Source organism: Ruegeria sp. AE4, from assembly GCF_056542185.1.
On the sequence record NZ_JBQFZK010000002.1, the window covers coordinates 284,730 to 308,127 of the forward strand.

Annotated in this window: 24 protein-coding genes and 3 tRNA genes; 13 read left to right on the forward strand and 14 right to left on the reverse strand. The window is 59.7% G+C overall.

Going from position 1 to position 23,398, the window contains the following annotated elements:
- Positions 1-10: 10 nt before the first annotated feature.
- From ACR0EK_RS05650 to ACR0EK_RS05665, 4 genes are all read left to right on the forward strand, one after another.
- Positions 11-1,060 (forward strand): quaternary amine ABC transporter ATP-binding protein, encoded by a 1,050-nt coding sequence (locus ACR0EK_RS05650; protein WP_480475875.1) that lies wholly within the window; start codon positions 11-13, stop codon positions 1,058-1,060.
- A complete protein-coding gene (locus tag ACR0EK_RS05655; RefSeq protein WP_480967651.1) occupies positions 1,057-3,123 on the forward strand; it encodes an ABC transporter permease in 2,067 nt (688 codons plus the stop codon). Before ACR0EK_RS05650 ends, ACR0EK_RS05655 begins: the two co-directional genes overlap by 4 nt.
- A gap of 106 nt (positions 3,124-3,229) precedes the next feature.
- Positions 3,230-3,895 carry an NnrU family protein gene (locus ACR0EK_RS05660; RefSeq protein ID WP_480899090.1) on the forward strand — a complete coding sequence of 222 codons (666 nt, stop codon included), beginning with the start codon at positions 3,230-3,232 and terminating at the stop codon, positions 3,893-3,895.
- 70 nt (positions 3,896-3,965) lie between these two features.
- Positions 3,966-4,487 (forward strand): DUF2478 domain-containing protein, encoded by a 522-nt coding sequence (locus ACR0EK_RS05665; RefSeq protein WP_480899088.1) that lies wholly within the window; start codon positions 3,966-3,968, stop codon positions 4,485-4,487.
- Between the two features lie 231 nt (positions 4,488-4,718).
- On the opposite strand, the gene ACR0EK_RS05670 is transcribed toward ACR0EK_RS05665, so the two are convergent.
- Positions 4,719-4,802, reverse strand: a tRNA-Tyr gene (locus tag ACR0EK_RS05670).
- Between the two features lie 116 nt (positions 4,803-4,918).
- Between ACR0EK_RS05670 and rlmB the strand changes: the two genes are divergently transcribed.
- The 4 genes from rlmB (at position 4,919) to ACR0EK_RS05690 (ending at position 7,210) form a co-directional block, all read left to right on the forward strand.
- Positions 4,919-5,689 carry a 23S rRNA (guanosine(2251)-2'-O)-methyltransferase RlmB gene (rlmB, locus tag ACR0EK_RS05675; protein WP_480582970.1) on the forward strand — a complete coding sequence of 257 codons (771 nt, stop codon included), beginning with the start codon at positions 4,919-4,921 and terminating at the stop codon, positions 5,687-5,689.
- 69 nt (positions 5,690-5,758) lie between these two features.
- Entirely contained in the window at positions 5,759-5,986 is a 228-nt protein-coding gene (locus tag ACR0EK_RS05680) for a hypothetical protein (RefSeq protein ID WP_480899085.1), read from the forward strand.
- A 98-nt stretch (positions 5,987-6,084) separates the two neighbouring features.
- On the forward strand, positions 6,085-6,543 hold the full coding sequence (locus tag ACR0EK_RS05685; protein ID WP_480899084.1) for a YHS domain-containing (seleno)protein: 459 nt from the start codon (positions 6,085-6,087) through the stop codon (positions 6,541-6,543).
- A 196-nt stretch (positions 6,544-6,739) separates the two neighbouring features.
- Entirely contained in the window at positions 6,740-7,210 is a 471-nt protein-coding gene (locus tag ACR0EK_RS05690) for a CoA-binding protein (protein WP_480899082.1), read from the forward strand.
- On the opposite strand, the gene ACR0EK_RS05695 is transcribed toward ACR0EK_RS05690, so the two are convergent.
- From ACR0EK_RS05695 to hisF, 3 genes are all read right to left on the reverse strand, one after another.
- Entirely contained in the window at positions 7,207-7,779 is a 573-nt protein-coding gene (locus ACR0EK_RS05695) for a hypothetical protein (protein ID WP_480481908.1), read from the reverse strand. The genes ACR0EK_RS05690 and ACR0EK_RS05695 overlap by 4 nt on opposite strands.
- Positions 7,780-7,848: 69 nt before the next feature.
- On the reverse strand, positions 7,849-8,166 hold the full coding sequence (locus ACR0EK_RS05700; RefSeq protein WP_480899080.1) for a phosphoribosyl-ATP diphosphatase: 318 nt from the start codon (positions 8,164-8,166) through the stop codon (positions 7,849-7,851).
- On the reverse strand, positions 8,163-8,924 hold the full coding sequence (gene hisF, locus ACR0EK_RS05705; RefSeq protein ID WP_209504552.1) for an imidazole glycerol phosphate synthase subunit HisF: 762 nt from the start codon (positions 8,922-8,924) through the stop codon (positions 8,163-8,165). Before hisF ends, ACR0EK_RS05700 begins: the two co-directional genes overlap by 4 nt.
- Positions 8,925-9,041: 117 nt before the next feature.
- Here hisF and ACR0EK_RS05710 point away from each other — a divergent pair, with 117 nt between their 5' ends.
- A complete protein-coding gene (locus tag ACR0EK_RS05710) occupies positions 9,042-9,488 on the forward strand; it encodes a DUF302 domain-containing protein (protein WP_267363290.1) in 447 nt (148 codons plus the stop codon).
- Between the two features lie 4 nt (positions 9,489-9,492).
- Here the strand turns inward: ACR0EK_RS05710 and hisA are convergent, their stop codons facing one another.
- On the reverse strand, positions 9,493-10,212 hold the full coding sequence (gene hisA, locus ACR0EK_RS05715; protein ID WP_480898081.1) for a 1-(5-phosphoribosyl)-5-[(5-phosphoribosylamino)methylideneamino]imidazole-4-carboxamide isomerase: 720 nt from the start codon (positions 10,210-10,212) through the stop codon (positions 9,493-9,495).
- Between the two features lie 134 nt (positions 10,213-10,346).
- Here hisA and ACR0EK_RS05720 point away from each other — a divergent pair, with 134 nt between their 5' ends.
- Entirely contained in the window at positions 10,347-10,748 is a 402-nt protein-coding gene (locus tag ACR0EK_RS05720; protein WP_209504550.1) for a DUF2147 domain-containing protein, read from the forward strand.
- Between the two features lie 3 nt (positions 10,749-10,751).
- On the opposite strand, the gene hisH is transcribed toward ACR0EK_RS05720, so the two are convergent.
- Both hisH and hisB read right to left on the reverse strand, forming a co-directional pair.
- Positions 10,752-11,390: an imidazole glycerol phosphate synthase subunit HisH gene (gene hisH, locus ACR0EK_RS05725; protein WP_480537406.1), complete on the reverse strand. Its 639-nt coding sequence runs from the start codon at positions 11,388-11,390 to the stop codon at positions 10,752-10,754.
- On the reverse strand, positions 11,391-11,978 hold the full coding sequence (hisB, locus tag ACR0EK_RS05730; protein WP_480481897.1) for an imidazoleglycerol-phosphate dehydratase HisB: 588 nt from the start codon (positions 11,976-11,978) through the stop codon (positions 11,391-11,393).
- Positions 11,979-12,132: 154 nt separating this feature from the next.
- Here hisB and ACR0EK_RS05735 point away from each other — a divergent pair, with 154 nt between their 5' ends.
- Positions 12,133-12,372, forward strand: coding sequence for an Lrp/AsnC family transcriptional regulator (locus tag ACR0EK_RS05735; RefSeq protein ID WP_480482339.1), 240 nt, complete (start codon positions 12,133-12,135; stop codon positions 12,370-12,372).
- Here ACR0EK_RS05735 and ACR0EK_RS05740 read toward each other — a convergent pair.
- From ACR0EK_RS05740 to ACR0EK_RS05750, 3 genes are all read right to left on the reverse strand, one after another.
- Positions 12,369-13,235: a GNAT family N-acetyltransferase gene (locus tag ACR0EK_RS05740; RefSeq protein ID WP_480486312.1), complete on the reverse strand. Its 867-nt coding sequence runs from the start codon at positions 13,233-13,235 to the stop codon at positions 12,369-12,371. The genes ACR0EK_RS05735 and ACR0EK_RS05740 overlap by 4 nt on opposite strands.
- 85 nt (positions 13,236-13,320) lie before the next feature.
- Positions 13,321-13,395: transfer RNA gene (locus ACR0EK_RS05745), tRNA-Gly, on the reverse strand.
- Positions 13,396-13,428: 33 nt separating this feature from the next.
- Positions 13,429-13,503: transfer RNA gene (locus ACR0EK_RS05750), tRNA-Gly, on the reverse strand.
- Between the two features lie 150 nt (positions 13,504-13,653).
- On the opposite strand from ACR0EK_RS05750, the gene ACR0EK_RS05755 reads away from it, so the two are divergent.
- Positions 13,654-13,806 carry a hypothetical protein gene (locus ACR0EK_RS05755; protein WP_209597812.1) on the forward strand — a complete coding sequence of 51 codons (153 nt, stop codon included), beginning with the start codon at positions 13,654-13,656 and terminating at the stop codon, positions 13,804-13,806.
- Positions 13,807-13,821: 15 nt separating this feature from the next.
- Here ACR0EK_RS05755 and ACR0EK_RS05760 read toward each other — a convergent pair whose 3' ends face one another.
- The 4 genes from ACR0EK_RS05760 to ACR0EK_RS05775 all read right to left on the reverse strand — a co-directional run bounded on the left by ACR0EK_RS05760 (position 13,822) and on the right by ACR0EK_RS05775 (position 20,818).
- Positions 13,822-14,205 (reverse strand): MAPEG family protein, encoded by a 384-nt coding sequence (locus ACR0EK_RS05760; RefSeq protein WP_480773180.1) that lies wholly within the window; start codon positions 14,203-14,205, stop codon positions 13,822-13,824.
- Positions 14,206-14,283: 78 nt separating this feature from the next.
- Positions 14,284-17,721 carry a pyruvate carboxylase gene (locus ACR0EK_RS05765; protein WP_480967652.1) on the reverse strand — a complete coding sequence of 1,146 codons (3,438 nt, stop codon included), beginning with the start codon at positions 17,719-17,721 and terminating at the stop codon, positions 14,284-14,286.
- 154 nt (positions 17,722-17,875) lie between these two features.
- Positions 17,876-19,003 (reverse strand): alpha-hydroxy acid oxidase, encoded by a 1,128-nt coding sequence (locus ACR0EK_RS05770; protein ID WP_480899074.1) that lies wholly within the window; start codon positions 19,001-19,003, stop codon positions 17,876-17,878.
- Between the two features lie 39 nt (positions 19,004-19,042).
- Positions 19,043-20,818 carry a sensor domain-containing diguanylate cyclase gene (locus ACR0EK_RS05775; RefSeq protein ID WP_480899073.1) on the reverse strand — a complete coding sequence of 592 codons (1,776 nt, stop codon included), beginning with the start codon at positions 20,816-20,818 and terminating at the stop codon, positions 19,043-19,045.
- Positions 20,819-20,998: 180 nt separating this feature from the next.
- On the opposite strand from ACR0EK_RS05775, the gene ACR0EK_RS05780 reads away from it, so the two are divergent.
- Complete coding sequence (locus ACR0EK_RS05780; RefSeq protein ID WP_480773184.1) at positions 20,999-23,395, forward strand: ATP-dependent helicase; 2,397 nt, start codon at positions 20,999-21,001, stop codon at positions 23,393-23,395.
- Positions 23,396-23,398 lie beyond the last annotated feature (3 nt).

A 23,398-nucleotide genomic window follows, 5' to 3' on the forward strand; every position in this document is an offset into this window, starting at 1 on the left:
GCCCGCGTAAGTGACGGACACGACCATGCCAGCCATCGCCTGCCGGAATCTCTGGCAGGTGTTTGGCCCCGGCGCTGACAAAGCCCTGACCGACGCGCTGTCTCGGTCAGGGAATGACGCAGACAAGGCTGCCGCCGCCCTTCGGGAACAGGGGCTGATCCCTGCCGTTCAGGATGCCAATTTCGAAGTTCAGGAGGGCGAGCTTTTCGTCATCATGGGCCTGTCAGGCTCGGGCAAATCCACGCTGATCCGCTGCATTTCGCAGCTGCTGCCCGGCACGGGTGGTGAGATTCGGGTGGACGGCGAAAATGTCATCGGAGCCTCGAAGAAGGCCCTGACCGAGTTGCGCCGCAAAAAACTGGGCATGGTGTTCCAGCATTTCGGCCTGTTCCCGCATATGACCGTTTCCGAAAACGTGGCCTATCCGCTGCGCGTGCAGGGTGTGGGCAAGAAGGAACGGCTGGCGCGCGCACAGGAGGTGATCTCACTGGTCGGTCTGGAAGGGCGCGAAGACAGCTTTCCGCGCCAGCTTTCAGGTGGCCAACGTCAGCGTGTGGGCATTGCCCGCAGCCTCGCCGTAAATCCCGATATCTGGTTTCTGGATGAACCGTTCTCGGCCCTCGACCCATTGATCCGCCGCCAGTTGCAGGATGAATTCCTGCGCATTCAGGCGACGCTGAAGAAATCCATCGTCTTTATCACCCATGACATTCAAGAGGCGCTGAAGCTGGCCGACCGCATTGCAATCATGCGCGACGGCAAGATTGTTCAGATCGGAACGCCCACAGATATCGTGTTGCGCCCGGTGGATGATTACGTGCGCGAATTCTCGAAGGATGTCGCCAAAGGTCAGCACGCCAAGGTCGCCTCGGTCATGCGGAGCGAGGCGGAATGTGGCCCCGATGATCCCGGCCTCACCACCTCGATGACGCTGGACGCAGCCCTTGCGCATTGCATGGAGCTGTATGAACCCGTGCCCGTGCGGGATGAGGCGGGCAATGTCGTCGGCACGGTGCATCCGTCCGATCTGGCCGCAGCTCTTCAGGTAGACGAGACATGACCGCCATAACCGACCTCCCGACACGGCGCAGCGCGCAGTTGACGGCAGGTGCGAAGGCCGCCCTGATAACGGTTATCGTCGGTGCAGTTTGCCTCGCGCTCGAGGGTATCGCCCCGTGGCTGGTCAAGTGGCCCGCCGCGTGGGAACTGCCTGCAACCCAATGGGTTGGCGCGTTTCTGGACTGGTTTCTGAACCTGATCAAACCGGCAATGCGGCTGTTTTCGGACCTGATGACCCACCCAATGAACTGGGCGAATTTCGTGCTGGGCAAAACGCCATGGCCCATTCTGATCGGGATCGTGACCGCGTTGGGCTGGTATCTGGGCGGCTTGTCCATGGCCGCACTTGGCTTTCTGGGCCTGAGCTTTGTTTTGGCCTCGGGCTATTGGGCCGAAAGCATGAATACGCTGGCGCTTGTCGCCGTGTCTGTCCCTGTGGCGCTGGTCATTGGGGGCGCCATCGGCATCCTCGCCAACGAAGTGCCAAAGGTGAAATCCTTTGTGCAGGCCGTGCTGGACATCATGCAGACGGTGCCAACCTTTGCCTATCTGACACCGCTGCTGCTGCTGTTTGGATTTGGTCCTGTTGTTGGTCTGATTGCTTCGGCCATCTATGCCGCACCGCCCATGGCGCGCAATGTGATGCTGGGATTGGAACGGGTAGAGCCCGAAATAAAAGAGGCGGCCATCATGTCCGGCGGCACTCGGTTCCAGCAGCTGTTCCAGGTCGAAATCCCTGCCGCCACCACTCAGATCATGGTCGGTGTGAACCAATGTCTGATGGCCGCATTGTCGATGGTTATCATCGCCGCCGTCATCGGTGGGTTCAACGATATCGGCTGGGAGGTTCTGCTGACCATGCGCAAGGCGCAGTTCGGCGAGTCGCTGATGGCGGGTCTGGTTATCGTGGTCTTTGCCGTGGTGATCGACCGGATGAGCGGCACTTTGGCGACCGAGCGTAAACGCTATGACAGCCGTGTTGTCTGGGCGATGCTGGGTTTTGCTGTTGTCTTCACGGCGGCCTTCTGGGCGTGGTTGCCAAACCCTGCGGAGCTGACCCTGCTGGACCCGATGGCCGAAGCTGTGGACAGCGGCCTGACCGCATTCACGCAGGCCAATGGCCAGTGGCTGGACGCCCTCAAAAACAACTCGCTGTTCTATGTACTGCTGCCGCTGCGGATCGGGCTGGATCAGGCGGTGCTGCCCTTCACATGGGGTTTCCAGTGGACGTCGAGCATGAGCTTTGGCCTGTTTGCGGCCGGTGCCGGGATTGCGCTTTTGATGGCGTGGCGCGGACGGCTGACTGGTGGGCTGGTCGTTCTGATTCTGATTGGAATGCTGGAAACCGGTATCGCGAACCTGCCGTGGCCCTTTGTCCTGACTGGCGCTGCCGCGCTGGGCTGGGTTGCCGGGGGCTGGCGTCTGGCCGCGCTCTGCGTGGGGCTGCTCTGCACCATCCTCGTCTCGGGCCTGTGGGAAAGGGCGCTGCTGTCGCTTTATCTCAGCGGTGCAGCGGTGTTTACCTGCGCTTTGGCGGGTGGGCTGATCGGCCTTGCCAGCGCGGTATGGCAGCCTGTGTGGAACGTGGTTCGCCCGATCTGTGACATGTTGCAGACGATCCCCCTTTTCGTGTTCCTGATCCCGGTGCTGATGGTGTTCCAGATTGGCGAGTTCTCGGCCTTTCTGGCCATCTGTGCCTATGCGATTGTCCCGATGATCCGCTACACGCGGCACGGGCTGGTCAATACACCGGATGAGATGATGGAGGCCGCAATTTCAAGCGGTGCGACCGAGTGGCAGATCATGCGCGATGTGAGGGCGCCTTATGCGGCCCCGACCATCCTGCTTGGGCTGAACCAGACCATCCTTTATGCCTTTGCCATGCTGGTCATCGCGGCACTGATCGGGACCACCGGTCTGGGCCAGTCGATCTATCTGGCGCTGGGTCAGGCGGATGTGGGGCTTGGTATTTCGGCCGGAGCTGCGATGGCGATTCTGGCACTGATCGCAGACCGCATCGTGCAGGGCTTTGCCGAAGAACGCCGCGCGGCGCTTGGGCTGTAATACAGGGCAGGGGCGGTGCGTCCGCCCCTGCGGCCCAACTTGATTTCGGGCAAGGACGTCGCTGTCCTCCCAGTCTAGACCGACCCCAACACGTTTGGAGAATATCATGACCGGTTGGGGCCTGTTCCTTGCAGCACTCATCGTTTTCCTGCTCAGCCATGCAATTCCTGTACGGCCCACCGTGCGGGGTTGGCTGATCGGCACGCTCGGCCGCCGGGGGTATTTCGCGGCCTATTCACTTCTGTCTTTGGCCGTGCTGGCATGGCTGATTGTTGCCGCTGCAAACGCCCCCTATGTCGAGGTCATTCCACCGTTCGCAGTCTTGCGCTGGGTGCCGATACTGATCATGCCAGTGGTGTGCTGGCTGGCTGTGGCCGGGCTTGCGATCCAGAATCCGTTTTCTTTCGGAGGGATGGGCAAAAGGCCCTTTGACCCCGAACACCCCGGTATTCTGCGCACCACCCGCCACCCGATCCTTGCCGCGCTGCTGTTGTGGTCTTTGGCGCATCTTCTGGCCAATGGAAGCCTGTCACATGTGATCCTGTTTGGCCTGTTTGCCGGATTTTCTGTTATAGGCACGATCCTGATCGACAGGCGTAAATCGCGTGAGATGGGCTTTGAATGGGTTCGGTTGTCCCGAAATACGGCGCGGTTCTCACTGCGCTCACCGCGACCCTGGCCACGCCCTTGGGTCTGGCTGACCGCACTGGCCGCTTATGCGGTTCTTCTTCACCTGCACACACCTGTGATTGGTCTGTCGCCGCATCCTTGACTGGGGGAGTGGTCGGGCTGCGCCTTGCGTGCTATTTGAAACGTCACAATCGAATTACAAGAGGTCCAAGATGCATCTGGCCTATGTCACTACCACCGACCGCGGCGCGACGGATCGCTTGCTGAGCGCTGTTGCTGAGCGTCTGCTGGCATCCGGCGCGAAACTGGCCGGTGTCGTCCAGACGAATACGGAATGTACCGACAGCAGCAAATGCGACATGGATGTCCGCGTGTTGCCGGATGGGGATACCATCCGTATCTCGCAATCGCTGGGCTCGCAGTCGCGCGGCTGCCGTCTGGACCCCGCTGCGCTGGAACAGGCGGTGGGATATGTGACCGCCTCTCTTGCGAACGCACCGGACCTGCTGATTATCAACAAATTCGGCAAACATGAATCCGATGGGCGCGGTTTTCGCCCCGTAATCGGCGAAGCACTGGCGCTGGATATTCCGGTGCTGGTCGGCGTGAACGGGCTGAACGCCGAAAAGTTCAACACCTTCGCCGAAGGTGCGGCCGAAGAGCTGCCTGCGGATTTGGACGACATCGTAGGCTGGTTCAACCGCATAGCGCAGATGCGCCCGGCTGCGGAATAGGCGCGCACTCGACCGACGCGTTGATCTGAACGTCATGACATGCGGTGGCGAAGGCCACGCGGCACCTTTCGTTCACAATCCGGTCGCGTTAGCGCCGGGTTAAGATGTGTAAAACGGATCAGATCTGTCGCATCTGAGAATGGCGGCAGACCAACAGCAATAACATAGCTGCCAGACAATAACGCAGTGCAGGACACGCGTCCTGACCATCTTCGAAATATGTTGGAAAGATGGTGGGCGACCCTGGAATCGAACCAGGCGTGCGTCTCCGCGAGGGAGTTACAGTCCCCTGCCACACCTTGCGGCCTGTCGCCCACTGTCAGGCGTTGCACCTGACGTGGAGGCGTGATTACTAGCGCACCAAAGGAGCGTCAACAGGAAAATTTCCCTTTGGCGCAGGAAACCGAATTCCCGGCCCGGAGGCCCTTGAAATGAAGAAACCCAAATGGGTCGTCGAAAAGGAACAGGCGCGCAAAGCTGCTGCTGCGGAAACAGTCTGGCTGTTTGGCCTGCACGCGGTTCGCGATGCGCTGATGAACCCAAAACGGCAAAAACTACGCCTGATGGTGACGCGGAATGCGTGTGACAAACTGGCGGAAGCTATTGAATTTGCGGGGATCGAGGCCGAGATGGTCGACCCGCGCAAGTTTTCTGCGCCCATCGATTCTGGATCCGTGCACCAGGGCGCGGCGCTGGAGGTCAAGCCGTTGGAATGGGGCAGTCTGGCAGATAACTGCATCGGTCGCGAAAACCCTCGCGTCATTCTGCTGGACCGGGTCACCGACCCGCACAATGTCGGGGCGATTCTGCGCTCGGCCGAAGTTCTGGGGGCCAGTGCTGTGATCGGCACACGCCACCATTCCGCGCCCGAGACCGGGGCACTGGCAAAAACCGCCAGCGGTGCGCTTGAGCGGCAGCCTTATCTGCGGGTGCGCAACCTTGCGGACGCGATTGTCGAGCTTCAGGGCATGGGCTTTCTGGTCCTTGGGCTGGACGGAGAAGCCGACATGACAATCGAAGGTGCGCTAAGCGATGGCCGTGACCGCCCTGTCGCGCTTGTGCTGGGCGCGGAAGGTCCGGGCTTGCGGCAGAAGACAAAGGAAACCGTGGATCAGTTGGTTAAAATTGACGCAGCCGGGGGATTTGGTTCGCTGAACGTCTCAAATGCTGCGGCAATCGCCTTATATGCGTCGCGACCCTGAGCAAAGGAGAGCGTCATTCCCGGTCCTGCCAAAATCGCGACCTGCTGCTATTGCGGCACCCGGGCTGCCTTGATCCTGAAAGGCAAGGAACGGCACGAGCTTAGCTGCTCCAGCTGTGGAGCGCCGCTGCACAACCTGAAGATGCTGCCCGCGCGGAAAGTACACAAACCCGAACCGCTGCGCGTAGCTGTGTCTCATGCTGCCGCTCGGAAAGCAAAGCGCAAAAAGAGGAAGAAGACCATGCTTGCGCGCGTGTTCGACGAAGCATGGGACGTGATCGAAGACATCTTTGACTAAGTTTCAACTGGCGAACACTCGTTCACATCCGCGTCAACAGGGGTTCCGAAAAACGCGAAAAGTTGCATGTTGATAGTCTTGAATATGCAGATTCCCAAATGACGATGCTGAACCGACGTACTCTTCTTTGCTCGCTGAGCACTGTATTGCTGGCTCCTGCCGTGTTTGCGCAGGACAACCCCGTGTACTACGCCACTGACGGTGTGGCGTTGGCGGGGTATGATCCCGTGTCCTATTTTGACAGCGACGCGCCTTCAAAAGGGGCACCCGAAAACGCGGTCATGTGGAAGGGCGCCCGGTGGCATTTCAAATCGCAGGCAAATCGCGAGCTCTTTGAAGGCAACCCGCGCGCCTTTGCGCCGCAGTTCGGTGGTTATTGCTCGTACGGGATGGCGATGGGTGTGTTGAAAAGCACGGATCCGAATGCGTGGCAGGTGGTCGATGGGCGCCTTTACCTGACGCATTCACCCGCGGTCGAGGAAATCTGGCAGCAGAATCAAACAGGATACATTGCGATGGCAGAAGAAAACTGGCCCGCAATTCTCTATGGGGAGTAGGCAAGGTTCAGCTAATTGTGAAAAGTCATCACAAAAATGCGCCACCCCTCTTTTTTTTAACAGATCCATGCTTAAATGTCACAGTGACCGCGGAACGGAACTGCCGCGGGTCATTTCACTGTCCCTCGTTCCAACAACTGGCGCCCAAGCATTCTTGGGCGCTTTTTTCTTTTTGGAACCCTGTTAAGGATAGGGCATGCCAGACTATTCCGATCAGTACCTTAAGGCCATTTTGCAACGCACCAAGACGGTGGCCGTTGTCGGCGTTTCTATGAACCCGGTGCGACCAAGCTATTACGTGGCGCGCTATTTGTCGCTGAAAGGGTTCAAGGTGATTCCCGTCAATCCGGGCCACGCGGGCAAAGACCTGTTTGGTGAGACGGTTCGCGGCAGCCTGTCAGATATCTCCGAGCCTGTGGACATGGTGGACATTTTCCGGCGGTCCGAGGCCGTGCCACCCATTGTAGATGAGGCGCTGGACGCTTTCCCGTCGCTCGGTACGATCTGGATGCAGATTGGCGTGGAACACCCTGAAGCGGCGGCAAAGGCCCAGGCCCGTGGCGTGGATGTGGTGATGAACCGTTGCCCAAAGATCGAATATCAGCGCCTGTTTGGCGAATTGCGCATGGGCGGATTTTCGACCGGGATCATCTCGTCCAAGCTTTAGGGTTTGGCGGGCACGTAAGGTTTCAGACGGGCGACCTGTTCCTTCCGCCGCTTTTCCAGCACCACGTCGCGCGGAACCCAGTCATACCGGGTATCCTCGACCAGCGGAGACCAGAACAACACGCCGCCATAACGCCACGGGTCCAATACGACACCGTCATACAGCGTCGCGCCTTTACCGCTGATGATTGCGGTGCTGTGGTCGATCCGCGTCGGGTTGTCCGCGTTTGCAATGGCACGGTGCAGCTCCAGTGTCCGGAAGTTTTCCTGTTTCAGCCGCCGCTCGATATCCTCGGCCCAATGCCAGCACAACCCACGCGGGCGCAGGCCCTTGTTGACCTTCATGTTATGGATCAGGGGCGGGTCTGTGATCTGGTATTCCTCGACCAGCTGAGCGGTATAGGCGTAAGCAATTCCCGCTGCGCGTCGGGCCTCCTCAGGGTCGATATCCGGGCCAAGGCCCTGAATCTCCGTGGCGAGCCGCTGCACCTCATCCCCGGTCGAGCGCGGCGGCGCGGCGCAGCCCGCGACGATGGCAAGGGTTGCCACAAGCATCAATATTCGGATCATAACGCGCCTTCGCCCTGACAGTCTGGCATCCGAGTATAACGGCCCAGGAGCCAGTGCGGAACCCGGACCTTACCCATTGGGGCGGGAAGCTTTTTCAGCGACACCACTGGTGCCCTGACGGCGGTCCAGCTCGGCCAGAACATCATCCAGCGCCACGTCCCGCGCGGCCAGCATGACCAGAAGGTGATACAATACGTCCGCCGCTTCCGAGGTCAGCTTAACCTGATCCCCTTTTACGGCTTCGATGATGGCCTCTATGGCCTCTTCACCGAATTTCTCGGCGCATTTCTCAGGGCCTTTCGCAAGCAGCTTGGCCGTCCAGCTGCTTTCGGGATCAGCCCCCTTGCGTGCCTCGATCGTGGCGGCCAGATCGTGCAAGATGCTCATGTCAGCCTCATGGGGATGCCAGCGGCGGCCATATGTTCCTTGGCCTCGCGGATGGTGTATTCGCCGAAATGGAAAATCGATGCCGCCAACACGGCGCTTGCACCGCCCTTGGTGACGCCCTCGACCAGATGGTCCAAAGTACCAACACCGCCCGAGGCGATCACGGGCACATCCACCGCGTCGGAAATGGCGCGGGTCAGCGGCAGGTTGAACCCGGATTTGGTGCCGTCGCGGTCCATCGAGGTCAGCAGGATTTCACCGGCCCCCTTGGAGACCACGGTTCTTGCAAAGGCAACCGCATCAATGCCGGTGGGTTTGCGCCCACCATGGGTAAAGATCTCCCACTTGCCGGGGCTGACGGTCTTGGCGTCGATGGCGCAGACAATGCACTGACTGCCGAACTGATCTGCCGCTTCGGCAATCACATCCGGATTGGCAACCGCGGCCGAGTTGAAGCTGACCTTGTCCGCCCCCGCCAGCAGCAAGGCGCGCACATCGTCTTTTGTTCGCACCCCACCGCCCACGGTCAGCGGCACGAAACACTGTTCCGCCGTACGCTGCACCACATCGAACATGGTGCCGCGATTCTCGTGGGTCGCGTGAATGTCGAGAAAGCAGATCTCGTCCGCTCCGGCAGCATCATAGGCCTTGGCCGATTCCACCGGGTCGCCTGCATCGCGCAGTCCCACGAAATTCACGCCTTTGACCACTCGGCCATCGGCAACATCAAGGCAGGGAATGATCCGGGTTTTCAGCATAGGATATCCTTTATGGGCGCACCTCTAGCGGCAAAGCCCTGCCGATGCCAGACTTGTGATTGTGAGAGGTCTCTATTCTGTGAAAACTGGGGTGAATTTCACAGAAGGAATATCGATATGCGTAGACTGATACTGGCTTGTGTTTTTTCAATCGGAGGCGCGCTGACCGCAATGGCAGATGATCTGATCAAGGTTCAAACCGACAAATCCGTGGCCGAGGCGCTGGACGCGCTGGAAGCCGCCGTCGGAAATGCAGGCGCAACCGTGTTTGCCCGCATCGACCACGCGGCCGGGGCGGAAAAGATCGGTACGTCCATTCCTGCCAATCAGGTGCTGATCTTCGGCAACCCGGCGCTGGGTACGCCAGCCATGCAGATCGACCCGCGCGCCGGGCTGTTTCTGCCTCTCAAGGTGCAGGCGTACGAAGACTCCAATGGCCAGGTCTGGCTGATCTATGAAGACCCGAAAGAGACATTGGACGACCTGAACGATGTCGACAAATCACCGGTCATCGAAAAGATGCGCGGTGCACTGGCCAAGCTGACCGCCGCAGCCGCGCAATAACCGATCACGACAGGGCGCGGATGGCCTCGGCCAGGTCAATTGCGCCATCATAAAGCGCCCGGCCTGAAATCGCGCCGTTCAGCGCAACGCCGCAATCGCGCAGGGCGATCAGGTCGTCCAGCGAACTGACACCGCCCGAGGCGATCACCGGGATGGAAACGGCTTGTGCCAGGGCAGCGGTCGCTTCGATGTTCGGGCCCTGCATGGCACCGTCGCGATTGATATCGGTGTAGATGATTGCCGCAACGCCCGCGTCTTCGAAACTACGGGCCAGATCGGTGACCTGAACATTGGTCTCTTCGGCCCAACCCTTGGTGGCTACCATGCCATTGCGTGCGTCGATGCCAACAGCGACCTTGCCGGGAAAGGCTTTGGCTGCTTCGCGCACCAGATCGGGGTTTTCGACAGCGACAGTGCCCAAAATGACCCGCGCCAGCCCCTTCTCGATCCATGTTTCGATTGTGGCCATGTCGCGGATGCCACCGCCCAGTTGCGCGGGCACCTTGCACGCTTTCAGAATTGCCTCAACCGGTGCTGCGTTGACCGGCTCGCCTGCGAATGCACCGTTCAGGTCGACCAGATGCAGCCATTCGCACCCCGCCTCGACAAAGGCACGGGCCTGAGCGGCCGGGTCTTCGTTGAACACGGTGGCCTTGTCCATTTCACCACGCAGCAGGCGTACGGCATTGCCGTCTTTGAGGTCGATGGCGGGGTAGAGGATCATGTCGGGCGGCCCTATATCACTGTTACACGCGCGGGATATCGCACAAGCAGGGCAGGGGATGCAACGCGACGCTGGGTCATTCTTGCCCGCCGCCCATTAGCGGGTCAGACTGCCCACAAAACAGGGAGAAAATCATGAAGACTTTTACTCTTTCAGCGGGCCTGATGCTGCTTGCTACAGCTGCTTTTGCAGACGATCCGGTTGACGGCCTGTGGAAAACCGCGCCGGGCGACACGGGTGGCTATCTGCATGTGACGATTTCCGAATGCGGCAGTGCGATCTGCGGCACCATCGACAGCGCGTTCGACGCCGATGGCAACCAGCAGCTGGAATATGAGAACCTTGGCAAAAAGATCATCTGGGACATGGTCCCCGAAGGGGGCGGCAGCTATGACAGCGGTAAGATCTGGGCCCCCGACCGGGACAAAACCTACAACTCGAAAATGTCTCTGGACGGCCAGAACAAGCTGACCGTCAAGGGCTGCGTGGCGGGCGGTCTGATCTGTCGCGGGCAAACCTGGACGCGGGTTCAGTAAGCCTCAGGGCTTCCAGGTCAGGAAGTTGCCCAGCATACGCAGGCCAACATCCTGGCTTTTTTCGGGGTGAAACTGCATCCCAACCATCGTGTCGCGGCCAATCACGGCCGTGACGTCCTGCCCGTATTCCACATAAGCCAATCGCTGCGCCGGGTCGGACACGCGAAAATGGTAGGAATGGACGAAATAGGTGTGATCGCCTGATTTCACCCCGGCAAAGATCGGGTGATCGCTTTCCAGAACCAGATCGTTCCAGCCCATATGCGGCACTTTCAAAGCGGCATCTGACGGTTCGATTCGAACAACATCGCCTGCCACCCAGCCCAGACCATCGGTCTCGGTGTATTCATGGCCTTTGGTTGCCATCAGTTGCATGCCAACGCAGATGCCCAGAAATGGGCGGCCCTTCTGTTCGACCGCTTCGACCATCGCGTCATAAATACCCTTGTGGCCGCGCAGCTCGGCAGCACAGGCCGGGAAGGCACCATCACCGGGCAGAACCAGTCGGTCCGCACGCGCAACTACATCCGCGTCCGAGGTGACAACAACGTCACCTGCGCCGACCTCTTGCGCCATGCGCTGAAACGCCTTTTCCGCTGAATGCAGATTGCCGCTTTCGTAATCAATTATGGCTGTGAGCATTTACAACGCGCCCTTGGTCGACGGAATCGCATCCGCTTTGCGCGGATCGGTCTCAACCGCATCCCTCAACGCGCGTGCAACGGCCTTGAACGCGGCCTCGGCGATGTGGTGACTGTTGAAGCCGTGCAACTGGTCGATATGCAGGGTGATGCCGCCATGGGTGCTGAGCGCCTGAAAAAACTCGCGCACCAGTTCTGTGTCGAACGTACCGATCTTTTGCGTCGGCAGATCGACATTCCAGATCAGGAACGGGCGGCCCGACAGGTCCAGCGCACAGCGCACTTGCGCGTCATCCATCGGCAGATGGCATTCGCCATAGCGCCGGATACCCTTCTTGTCGCCCAGGGCCTGTGTCAAAGCCTGACCCAGCGCGATGCCGGTATCCTCGACCGTGTGGTGATCGTCGATGTGATAGTCGCCCTTGGCGCGGATTGTCATATCGATCAACGAGTGGCGCGCCAGCTGGTCCAGCATATGGTCAAAGAACCCGACGCCGGTCTGATTGTCATATGTACCGGTGCCATCCAGATTGACCGAGACCGAAATTTCGGTTTCGGCAGTCTTGCGGCTGATCGAAGCGGTGCGCATGGGCAAATTCCTTTTGCTACAGGCGCGCTTATAGACGGGGTGGGGTGGGTTGATCCAGACCATGCGTTGCAATCGCTGCAAACTGTTGCAAGGGATTGCACCCGGCCCGGCACCATGTCAGCTTGCAGACAACATGAACCAACAGGGCCAAGCCATGTCCACCTGCGTATTCATCCAGATCCGCTGCAAACCCGGCACCACCTACAAGGTCGCCGAGGAAATCGCCCTGCGCGAAATACACTCAGAGCTTTATTCTACCAGCGGTGAGTTTGATCTGATGCTCAAGCTCTACATCCCCGAAACCGAGGATGTGGGCCATTTCATCAACGAACACCTGCTGGTGATTCCCAATATCGAACGCTCGCTGACGACGATGACGTTCAAGGCGTTTTAACCCAGTTCAAAGGTGGTCACGCCATAGATGCGGGACAGGTCGATATCCGGCTGATCGCCGGAATACATCCGGGCGGTTTCGAACACTTTCGTAAGACCCAGCGCATCCGCCAAAGCAAAAGCAGCCGCGTTGGGCTGTGGCATGTCGATGAAAACCGCTTGGTCGCTGGCTGTTGCTGATACGGCAGTCAAAAGACTGGCAAGCAGGCCCCGTGCGACACCGGCGTCATCTGCGAAAAGCGGCCCGATCTTGTACCCTGTCTTACACGGTCTCAAGGTGGCATATCCCCTGATCTGCTCCTCCACTGTACACACCCGTGAGATATGATTCGGCGCACTCAGCCAACCTGTTAGAAACGCGTCGCGCTGCGCAGGGAAGAGTTGCCGGTCATAGGCGAACAGCTCCGGCGATGGCTGACTGAGCGGGCTGATTGATGCGTCATCGCTCTGCCCTAGAGTGTCGAGAATGCCTCTGACAGTGCCGGTGAAGCGGTAATTGTTATAGGCAAAGGTGAAACCAGACTTGCGGTAATTGTGTTGCTGATCAACGACCCCGTCGAGCCCGATATTGCGCCCGGTTCGTTGCGCCAAAGCCTGATGCCAGATTTTCAGCCCGTAACCCGACCCCCGAAATTCCGGACGTACAATGTAAAATCCCAGAAACGAAAACGCATCACCATAGTCCACCACAGACACTGATGCGATCATCTCATCGTCCAGAAACCCGCCCAGAAACCCGTTGGGGTCGGTGCCGTAGAAACAGGCGGCGTCGTGGTGGCCGGGGTTCCAGCCCTCTTGGCCTGCCCAGTCGACAGCGGTCTGCATTTCATCCGCAGTCAGGGGGCGAATGACATAGTCGGACATAAGCATTTCCCGTGCGTGATTGAAACCATAGCCACAATGGCGCAATGCCAACGAAAGAACCATATGTTTGGGAAAACTTGGTATCTGGAGCGGGCGAGGCGATTCGAACGCCCGACCCTAACCTTGGCAAGGTTATGCTCTACCCCTGAGCTACGCCCGCATCAGATACATATGTGGTCCGAAGACCTCTCAATGGAGCGGGCGAGGCGATTCGAACGCCCGACCCTAACCTTGGCAAGGTTATGCTCTACCCCTGAGCTACGCCCGCGCCGTTGAGTGAGGAGGGATGTATAAATTCCCACGCGGGGCTGCAAGCGGAAAAACACAAAAAGCGGGAAAAATCTTTTCGACGGAATCCGGCCCGTGACCCGTTCAACCCGTAACTCAAATCAACAAAACACAGGCAGGAGGTGCCGTCATGATATCCGTTGCAGACCTGAAGATCGTGATGCTTGCCGCGATGATTCTGATCGGCGCTGCCATCCTGAAACCGGATCGGCATGAACATGACCGGTTCACACCGGTTCTGCTGGGCGCACCGCAGATCGAAACAACCGTTCTGGCAGGGTAACACCCGCCAGATTGCCTAAAGCGCCAGAATCAAGTTTGCAAAAGCCGCACCCAGAATGGCGAGGAAGGTCAGGCTCATGCCGGCCTGCCGCAGGATGACGATCTGTGGCGTCCGTCCAAATCCGTACGCATGCAAAAGACGCCCCGCCAGCAACATCAGCCCCAGCAGATGGACCAAAACCCCGGCCGCGCCCTGCAACTCGACCATAGCAATCAGCAGCAGGGAAATCGGGGCGTATTCGGCGCAGTTCGAGTGTGTCCGTATCGCCTTGATCATCAGCTTGCTGCCACCATCCCCGACCGAGATTCTGTCGCTGCGCCGTTGCAGGATCACTTTGACGCTGAGTGTGACGTAGAGAAGTGCGACCAAGGCCGCATAGATCGGGGTGATTGCAAGCATAATGGGTCTCCGCTCAATCATAGAAAAAGGCCGTGCGGTCTCCCACACGGCCTGATGAACATTAGGTTGTTTTCCGACTTATTCCAGTTCGATCAGAAGGTCCTTTGCGTCAATCTGGCCGCCGGGCTGGATATGCACCGCTTTGACGGTCGCGTCGCGTTCGGCGTGGATGCCGGTTTCCATCTTCATCGCCTCGATGGTCAGCAGCATATCGCCTTCCTTGACCTGCTGGCCCGCGGTCACAGTGACTGTGGCCACAACACCGGGCATCGGCGCACCGACATGATCGGGGTTGCCGACCTCGGCCTTGGGGCGCGCCTGAGTGGTTGATGTGACCATCCGGTTCGGCACCCGGATCACACGCGGCTGGCCGTTGAGCTCAAAGAACACTTTGACCTCGCCCTTTTCATCCGTTTCGCCAATGGCCTGACACCGGATTTCCAGCGTCTTGCCGGGGTCGATTTCGGCCGTGATCTCTTCGCCGGGCTCCATGCCGTAGAAAAAGGTGCGCGTGGGCAGGGTGCGGACCGGGCCGTAAATCCGGTGACGACCCATGTAATCCAGAAACACCTTGGGATACATCAGGTACCCGTTCAGATCCTCGTCATCGACCTCTTTGCCCTCAAGCTGCTTGGACAGCTCGGCGCGGGTGGCCTCAAGATCGACGGCAGGCACGTCCTTGCCGGGGCGCTGGGTGTTGGGGGCCTCGTCCTTCAGCACCTTCTTGATGATGGTGTTCGGGAATCCGCCCGGAGGCTGACCCAGATTGCCGCGCATCATGTCGATGACCGAGTCGGGGAAGGCCACATCTGTCGCCGGATCCTCGACCTGCTCGCGGGTCAGGCCCTGACTGACCATCATCAGGGCCATGTCGCCAACAACCTTCGACGACGGCGTTACCTTTACGATATCGCCGAACATCTGGTTCACATCGGCGTACATCTGCGCGACCTCGTGCCAGCGCTCTTCCAGACCCAGACTGCGCGCCTGCGCCTTGAGGTTGGTGAACTGACCGCCCGGCATTTCGTGCAGATACACTTCGGACGCCGGGGCCTGCAGGCTTGATTCGAAGGCCGCATATTGGCCACGCACAGCCTCGAAGTAATCGCTGATCTCGCGGATCGCCTTGATGTCCAGCCCGGTGTCACGGTCGGTATGGCGCAGCGCCTCGACCACAGTGCCCAGCGTTGCCTGGGACGTGTTGCCACTGAAGCTGTCCATCGCGCAATCCACCGCGTCTACTCCCGCCTCAGAGGCGGCAAGGATGGTCGCGCTGGCGATACCGGCCGTGTCATGGGTGTGGAAGTGGATCGGCAGTCCAACTTCTTCCTTCAGCGCCCGGATCAGAATCTTGGCCGAGGCAGGTTTCAGCAGGCCCGCCATATCCTTCAGACCCAGAACATGCGCGCCTGCGTCGCGCAACTCCTTGGCCATTCCGACATAGTATTTCAGGTTATATTTGGCGCGATCAGGATCCAGAATATCGCCGGTATAACAAACGGTGCCCTCGCAGATCTTGCCGCTGTCGATAACAGCATCCATCGCAACGCGCATGTTCTCGACCCAGTTCAGCGAGTCGAAGACGCGGAAGACGTCGATGTTTTTCGACGCCTGGCGCACGAATTCCTGCACCACGTTGTCGGGATAATTGGTGTAACCAACCCCGTTTGCGCCCCGCAGCAGCATCTGTGTCATCAGGTTCGGCATCGCCTCGCGCAGATCGCGCAGACGCTGCCAGGGGCATTCCTGCAGGAACCGGTAGGCCACGTCGAACGTCGCACCGCCCCAGCACTCGACCGAGAACAGCTGCGGCAGGTTCGCGGCATAGGTTGGCGCCACCTTGATCATGTCGATCGACCGCATCCGGGTCGCCAACAGCGACTGGTGCCCGTCGCGCATGGTGGTGTCGGTGATCAGCAGCTGCCGCTGCGCTTTCATCCAGTCCGCCACGGCCTGCGGGCCTTTCTGCTCCAGCAGGTTGCGCGTGCCCATCCGCGGCTCGGCCTTCTGCGCGGGGGGCTTGGCGACTTTCAGGTCGGCGCGCGGCTCGGGGCGGTCCTTGGTTTCGGGATGACCATTCACCGTGATATCGGCGATATAGGTCAGAACCTTGGTGCCCCGGTCGCGGCGGCGCTTGAAGGCAAACAGATCCGGCGTCGTGTCGATGAATTTGGTGGTGTATTCATTCGACAGGAAGGTTGGGTGCTTCAGCAGGTTGATAACGAAATCGATATTGGTGCTGACGCCGCGAATACGGAACTCGCGCAGGGCGCGGTCCATCCGGCTGATCGCCTTCTCGGGTGTCGGCGCCCAGGCAGTGACCTTTGTCAGCAGCGAGTCGTAATACCGCGTAATGACACCGCCCGCATAGGCCGTGCCGCCATCCAGACGAATGCCCATGCCCGTGGCCGAGCGATAAGCGGTGATCCGGCCATAATCGGGGATGAAGTTGTTCTGCGGGTCTTCTGTGGTGATCCGTGTTTGCAGCGCGTGACCGTTCAGATGCACCTCGGCCTGGCTGGCGGCGCCGGTGGCTTCGGCCAACGTTTTGCCCTCGGCGATCAGGATCTGCGCCTGAACGATGTCGATGCCGGTGACCTCTTCGGTGACCGTGTGTTCGACCTGTACGCGGGGGTTTACCTCGATGAAGTAGAACTTGCCCGTCTCCATATCCATCAGGAACTCGACAGTGCCCGCGCATTCGTAATTCACATGGGCGCAGATCTTGCGGCCCAGTTCGCAAATCTCGGCGCGCTGTTCTTCGCTCAGGTAAGGGGCAGGGGCGCGTTCGACGACCTTCTGGTTCCGGCGCTGGACCGAACAGTCGCGTTCATAAAGGTGATAAATCTCACCATGCTTGTCGCCCAGAATCTGCACCTCGACATGGCGGGCACGGGTGATCATCTTTTCCAGATAGCCTTCGCCATTGCCAAAAGCGGCCTCAGCCTCGCGGCGGCCTTCCAGAACCTTTTCTTCCAGCTCATCCTCCGACTGGATCGGGCGCATCCCGCGCCCGCCGCCGCCCCAGGATGCCTTGAGCATCAGCGGGTATCCGATCTCGGCGGCTTCCTTGCGGATCGCGTCCATGTCATCACCCAGAACCTCGGTGGCTGGAATGACAGGCACACCGGCCGCGATGGCCACGCGCCGCGCGCTGGCCTTGTCACCCAGTGCACGCATGGTCTCGGCCCGGGGGCCAATGAAGGTGATGCCATTCTTGACGCAGGCATCCACGAAATCCGGGTTTTCGGACAGCAGGCCATAGCCCGGATGGATCGCATCCGCTCCGCAGTGTTTGGCCACGCGGATGATCTCGTCAATCGACAGATACGCCGCGACCGGACCCATGCCCTCGCCAATCTGATAGGCCTCGTCCGCCTTGAACCTGTGCAGGCCCAGTTTGTCTTCTTCAGCGTAAACAGCGACGGTGCGTTTGCCCATCTCGTTTGCTGCGCGCATGACGCGGATGGCAATCTCGCCGCGATTGGCGATCAGGATCTTGTTGAAGTCTGTCATATCAGGTCCCGGTCTTTGGTGTTTGGGCGTCTTATTGGGCGGAGAATACGCACAGGTACATCCGTTCTTCTGGGTAGAACCGGCATGTTATCGCTCGCAAACGCCCTTTGGCCTCGGCACACTTATAGGGATGCCGCGTTGCAGCATCAATAATTTAGCGTTTCGTCTCAAACTGACATAGATCGGCCAGTCCCATCTGACCCATATTCGCGTGCAGATCCTGCCTCAAGATATCGATCACATGCGCAGGGCCTTTGGCGCCAAGTGCCGCAAGACCGTACAAAAAAGCACGCCCCAGCATGACAAAGTCCGCGCCCAGCGACAGCGCACGCAGGATATCCAGCCCGCCTTCGACACCGCTGTCGAAAATCAGCGGCAGGCGGGTCGCGTTCCGGATCGCGGGAAGAACCTCGATGCTGGCCGGGGCTGCATCGAACTGTCTGCCCCCGTGATTCGACACCCACAGGGCGTCCACACCCACCAGTTCCAGCCTGTCTGCATCCTCGGGGCGCAGGATGCCTTTCACGACAAACGGCCCTTCCCAATGATCGCGCAGCCATTTGACGTAATCCAGATCCGGCGAGGTCCGCAGCAGGTATCCGACATGGGCCGTCGGCGGCAGATCACCAGGGTCATCTATATACTTGTCCAGAGTGCGCATGTGCGGAACACCGCTGCGCAGCATACCCAAAGCCCAGGCGGGTCTTTGAGCGATCTGTACCAGCAGGCGCGGTGTCAGTTTCGGCGGCTGCCGCAGGCCCGAGCGCGTCTGCCGCTCCCTGCGCGAGGCAACAGGGACGTCAGCGGTCAGAACCAGAGTTCGAAATCCGGCCCCGCGCGCCCGGTTCAGCATGTCCATGCGAATTTCTGGGTCCCTTGGCGGATACAGCTGGAACCACGCGTTCTCTCCCAGATAGGGGGCCAGGTCTTCGGGGCTCTGACTGGCCACCGTCGATAGCGAATAGGGAATGCCTGCCTTGGCTGCGGCCTGCGCCAGCAGTCGCTCTGCATCAGGCCAGACAAGCCCGGACATCCCGATCGGCGCAATGCCGAAGGGCAAAGGACAGGTGCCACCCAGGATTTTCACCGACGTATCGAATTCAAGGTCCCCATGCAGGATCGAGGGGCTCAGACGGACATCATCCAGCGCCTTTCGATTGCGATGCCGCGTCGTTTCAATCCCGGTGCCACTGTCGATATATTCCCACACGAAGTGCGGCAGCCGACGGCGTGCGCGGCGTTTCAGATCGGGAATGCCGGGATAGGTGCTGTGCAGGTCCATAAGGATTGATCCGGCCTGCGGGGCGATTCGGCAAGGTTTTCAAGCGGCTTCCGGCGATGGGCGTTTACCCGTTGCGGGAACGCGCCTGGCCTGCTCCAGCGCCCCGGCGGCGACGTGAACCTGATTGCGCCCCTTGTCCTTGGCGACATACAGCGCATCATCCGCGGCTCGCATCAGATCCTGCGGCATGGTGCCGTGGGCGGGGTAATGCGCGACCCCGACCGAGATTGTGATACGGGGCAGGGCCTTTTCGCCATAGCGGACAATGACCGCCTCGACCGACTGGCGCAACTGCTCGGCCCGGGTCATGGCATCTTCGGGGCTGTTGTCGGGCAGGATCAGCATGAATTCCTCACCGCCGATGCGGCAGGCGATCTCGTCCCGGTCGCAGCCCTGTTCCAGCGCCGCGCCGACCGCGCGCAACACCATGTCTCCGGCGTCATGACCATGCGTGTCGTTGAATTTCTTGAAGTGATCGACGTCCACGGCAATCAGGCTCAGCGCGGCGCCGGTCTGCTGGCTGCGGCTGATGGCCTTGCGCAATGTCTCGGTCATGTGGCGGCGGTTGAACAGCCCGGTCAGCGGGTCGCGCACCGATTGGTCATGCAGCTGATCGCGCATACGGACATTGGCGATTGCCATGCTGATCTGTTCGGCGCACAGCTGCGCCAGCTTGCGGCTTTTATGGAAACAGGCCCCTCGCCCCTCAGCCGCGCGGAGATGCAACAGACCAACGGTTTCCCCGTGGGCCAGAATGGGAAAACAGAAATAGGGCCGCCCGTCATGCGGTTCGGCATGTTCGCAGACAAAATCGATCTCTGAGGCACCGAACTCGTAAGTCCGGCCGCGCCTCAAGCCCCAGCATCCTTCCGGATGGATATGAGATTTATGCGTTCCCCCGTTCCAGCTGGCGCAGCCATCCAGCACATCGCGCGAGTTGGAATAGACGTACACGCTTCCCTCGGCCTCGGGCAGGATATGGGTCATAAAGCGCGCCACCATGTCAAAAAGCTCATCCAGTGAGCGGCTTGATTGCAGCCATTCGTTCAACTCGCCCAGCAGGCGCACCTCACGCGCCAGGCGAAGCTGCTCTCCCATCAGTTCGCGTTCTTTCACGGCGCGCTTGTGTAGATCACGCATCTGACGGCGGTTGGTGCGGTGGACAATCAGGATGACCGTGGTCAGTGCCAGCAATGCGACACTGCTCAGCAACGCCAGCGACAGGCGCACGCGCGTGATGAACAGGGTTCTGAGATTGGTGATGTCCGAATAAAATTCGATAGCGCCAAGGAAAACGCCGTCCCTGATGATCGGTGTATAAACCTCGGCCACATGTTTGGTGATTGGGCCCGCATGTCCGGCTGGGTCATTGTCGATCGAGTCAACCTCTGCCGCGGGTTTTTCCGCGTGATTGTAATAAATGCTTCCGGCGGCGACGACCGACTGGAAGTACGGTTTTGTATTCACCGCCCCCACATCGCTGGCACGGGTCGACCAGAACACCCGACCGGACGCATCAAACAGCTTGAACCGGTAGATGTCCGAGGTTTCGGGCAGCAGCATCAGGAATTCCGCGTCATGCTCGTGCAGCTCATGGTACCGAAACGTTGCATCCAGATCGTCCAGATGGCTTTCGACCTGACGGCTTAGCTGCATGGCGTCTTTTCGCAAATCCGATTCCAACATGCGGTCCACAACCGGGGCAGGAGCCGCGTAGATGCCCCATCCCGCTGCCGCTGTCAGCGCGATCAGAATCAGGGTAACGCCCACAAGTTTCAGCCGTGACGACCCGCCCGTCAGTTCCTTCGCTTCCATCTGTTCCACTCCCACAGCAATGGAACCAGCATCCGGGCCAGGACTTGACAGAGGGTTAACAGCCCCACAGGGCAGCGGCATCTTTGTTTAGAATTGAATGCAAAAAGACGTGAAAAATCCTTGCGAACAAGCCGTGAACAAACTCTTTCCCTCGGCCTCCATCCGGCGTAGTTTGGGGTCATGAGCAGTTTTGACGAAATGGACGCCTTCGAAGGCGCATCCCTGTCGGCGCGGGCTATGGCCGTGCGCCCTTCGCCCTATCTGGATGAGCTGAACCCGGCGCAACGTGACGCGGTCGAACGCCTGGACGGCCCGGTTCTGATGCTGGCCGGGGCGGGGACGGGCAAGACCAAGGCGCTGACGGCCCGGATTGCGCATCTGCTCAACACAGCGCGCGCGCGCCCGAACGAGATACTGTCGGTGACCTTCACCAACAAAGCCGCGCGCGAGATGAAGGAACGAGTAGGCCGCCTGCTTGGCCAACCCGCCGAAGGAATGCCATGGCTGGGCACCTTCCATTCCATTTGCGTCAAACTGCTGCGCCGCCACGCGGAACTGGTCGATCTGAAATCGAACTTCACCATTCTGGACAGCGACGACCAGCTGCGCCTGCTCAAGCAATTGGTTCGCGCCGCCAATATCGATGACAAACGCTGGCCGGCACGAATGCTGGCGGGGATCATCGATGACTGGAAAAACCGTGCGCTGACGCCCGACAAGGTGCCTGCGGCGGATGCCGGGGCCTATAACAACAAGGGCATTGAACTTTATGCCCAGTACCAGACCCGTCTGCGCGAGCTGAATGCGGTGGATTTTGGTGACCTGCTGCTGCACATGGTCACGATTTTCCAGACCCACCCGGATGTTCTGGAACAATACCAGCGCTGGTTCCGCTACATCCTTGTGGACGAGTATCAGGACACCAACGTCGCCCAGTACCTGTGGTTGCGCCTGCTGGCCGGGGGGCACAAGAACATCTGCTGCGTGGGCGATGACGACCAGTCGATCTATGGCTGGCGCGGGGCCGAGGTCGGCAACATCCTGCGGTTCGAAAAGGACTTTCCCGGTGCCTACGTGGTGCGGCTGGAGCAGAACTATCGCTCGACCCCGCATATTCTGGCGGCTGCATCGAACGTCATTCGGGGGAACGAAAGCCGTTTGGGTAAGGAGCTTTGGACCGATGCCAAAGACGGCCACAAGGTCAACCTGATCGGCCATTGGGATGGCGAGGAAGAGGCCCGCTGGATCGGCGAGGAAATCGACGCGATGCAGGGCGGGACGCGCGGTATCCGCCCGATGAATCTTGATGAGATGGCGATTCTCGTGCGCGCCAGCCACCAGATGCGCGCGTTCGAGGACCGGTTCCTGACCATCGGTCTGCCCTACAAGGTGATCGGCGGCCCGCGTTTCTACGAGCGGATGGAGATCCGCGATGCCATGGCCTATTTCCGGCTGGTGGTCAGCCCCGAAGATGATCTGGCCTTCGAGCGGATCGTGAACACGCCGAAACGCGGATTGGGCGACAAGGCGCAGCAGACCATTCAGATTGTGGCGCGTGAGAATGGCGTGTCTCTGGTCGAAGGTGCGCGGATTGCAGTCGAAAACGGGCTGATTAAGGGCAAGGGCGGCAAAGCCCTGCGCGAATTGATCGACGGGTTGGCCCGGTGGAATGCGATGACACGCGGTCCCCGGATTGAAGTCGATGATGACACGGTTATTGATGACGGGGTTTCGCCGATCCGCTATGGCGCGCCCGAGCATACGCATATTGAGCTTGCACAGATCGTCCTCGACGAATCCGGCTACACGGCCCATTGGCAGAACGACAAGACCCCCGAAGCGCCGGGGCGTCTGGAAAACCTCAAGGAACTGGTCAACCAACTGGACAATTTCGAGAACCTGCAAGGGTTTCTGGAACATGTCAGCCTGGTCATGGACAATGAACAGGACGGTGACGGGGCCAAGGTCTCGATCATGACCCTGCACGCGGCCAAGGGGCTGGAGTTTCCCGTCGTCTTCCTGCCGGGGTGGGAAGACGGGCTTTTCCCCTCGCAACGGTCGATGGACGAAACCGGCCTCAAGGGGCTCGAGGAAGAACGCCGTCTGGCCTATGTCGGTATCACCCGCGCCGAAGAGGTTTGTACGATTTCCTTCGCCGCCAACCGGCGGGTATTCGGGCAATGGCAGAACTCGATGCCATCCCGGTTCATCGACGAATTGCCGGAAGATCACGTTGAGGTGCTGACACCTCCGGGCCTTTATGGCGGCGGCCATCAGACGGCGGGCATAGAAACCCGCGCGGCCGAAGCCAACGTCTATAACTCGCCGGGTTGGAGACGGTTGCAGGCGCGGCAGGGCCAATATGGCATGTCGCAACCCCGCGAAAGCCGCAACACGGTGATCGACGCCACCGCACTGGCCAGTTTCACGCTGGGCGAACGGGTGTTTCACCAGAAATTCGGCTACGGCGCGGTGATCGGGATAGAAGGTGACAAGGTCGAGGTCGATTTCGACAAGGCGGGCATCAAGAAAGTGGTCTCGCGTTTTCTGACCAACAAGGATGACGTCCCGTTCTGAGGC

Bases quoted from the DNA above. Each gene is read 5' to 3' on its own strand.
- ACR0EK_RS05655 (WP_480967651.1), top strand. From the start codon at position 1,057: ATGACCGCCATAACCGACCTCCCGACACGGCGCAGCGCGCAGTTGACG.
- ACR0EK_RS05660 (WP_480899090.1), top strand. From the start codon at position 3,230: ATGACCGGTTGGGGCCTGTTCCTTGCAGCACTCATCGTTTTCCTGCTC.
- ACR0EK_RS05665 (WP_480899088.1), top strand. From the start codon at position 3,966: ATGCATCTGGCCTATGTCACTACCACCGACCGCGGCGCGACGGATCGC.
- rlmB (WP_480582970.1), top strand. From the start codon at position 4,919: ATGAAGAAACCCAAATGGGTCGTCGAAAAGGAACAGGCGCGCAAAGCT.
- ACR0EK_RS05685 (WP_480899084.1), top strand. From the start codon at position 6,085: ATGACGATGCTGAACCGACGTACTCTTCTTTGCTCGCTGAGCACTGTA.
- ACR0EK_RS05690 (WP_480899082.1), top strand. From the start codon at position 6,740: ATGCCAGACTATTCCGATCAGTACCTTAAGGCCATTTTGCAACGCACC.
- ACR0EK_RS05695 (WP_480481908.1), bottom strand. From the start codon at position 7,779: ATGATCCGAATATTGATGCTTGTGGCAACCCTTGCCATCGTCGCGGGC.
- ACR0EK_RS05700 (WP_480899080.1), bottom strand. From the start codon at position 8,166: ATGAGCATCTTGCACGATCTGGCCGCCACGATCGAGGCACGCAAGGGG.
- hisF (WP_209504552.1), bottom strand. From the start codon at position 8,924: ATGCTGAAAACCCGGATCATTCCCTGCCTTGATGTTGCCGATGGCCGA.
- ACR0EK_RS05710 (WP_267363290.1), top strand. From the start codon at position 9,042: ATGCGTAGACTGATACTGGCTTGTGTTTTTTCAATCGGAGGCGCGCTG.
- hisA (WP_480898081.1), bottom strand. From the start codon at position 10,212: ATGATCCTCTACCCCGCCATCGACCTCAAAGACGGCAATGCCGTACGC.
- ACR0EK_RS05720 (WP_209504550.1), top strand. From the start codon at position 10,347: ATGAAGACTTTTACTCTTTCAGCGGGCCTGATGCTGCTTGCTACAGCT.
- hisH (WP_480537406.1), bottom strand. From the start codon at position 11,390: ATGCTCACAGCCATAATTGATTACGAAAGCGGCAATCTGCATTCAGCG.
- hisB (WP_480481897.1), bottom strand. From the start codon at position 11,978: ATGCGCACCGCTTCGATCAGCCGCAAGACTGCCGAAACCGAAATTTCG.
- ACR0EK_RS05735 (WP_480482339.1), top strand. From the start codon at position 12,133: ATGTCCACCTGCGTATTCATCCAGATCCGCTGCAAACCCGGCACCACC.
- ACR0EK_RS05740 (WP_480486312.1), bottom strand. From the start codon at position 13,235: ATGTCCGACTATGTCATTCGCCCCCTGACTGCGGATGAAATGCAGACC.
- ACR0EK_RS05755 (WP_209597812.1), top strand. From the start codon at position 13,654: ATGATATCCGTTGCAGACCTGAAGATCGTGATGCTTGCCGCGATGATT.
- ACR0EK_RS05760 (WP_480773180.1), bottom strand. From the start codon at position 14,205: ATGCTTGCAATCACCCCGATCTATGCGGCCTTGGTCGCACTTCTCTAC.
- ACR0EK_RS05765 (WP_480967652.1), bottom strand. From the start codon at position 17,721: ATGACAGACTTCAACAAGATCCTGATCGCCAATCGCGGCGAGATTGCC.
- ACR0EK_RS05770 (WP_480899074.1), bottom strand. From the start codon at position 19,003: ATGGACCTGCACAGCACCTATCCCGGCATTCCCGATCTGAAACGCCGC.
- ACR0EK_RS05775 (WP_480899073.1), bottom strand. From the start codon at position 20,818: ATGGAAGCGAAGGAACTGACGGGCGGGTCGTCACGGCTGAAACTTGTG.
- ACR0EK_RS05780 (WP_480773184.1), top strand. From the start codon at position 20,999: ATGAGCAGTTTTGACGAAATGGACGCCTTCGAAGGCGCATCCCTGTCG.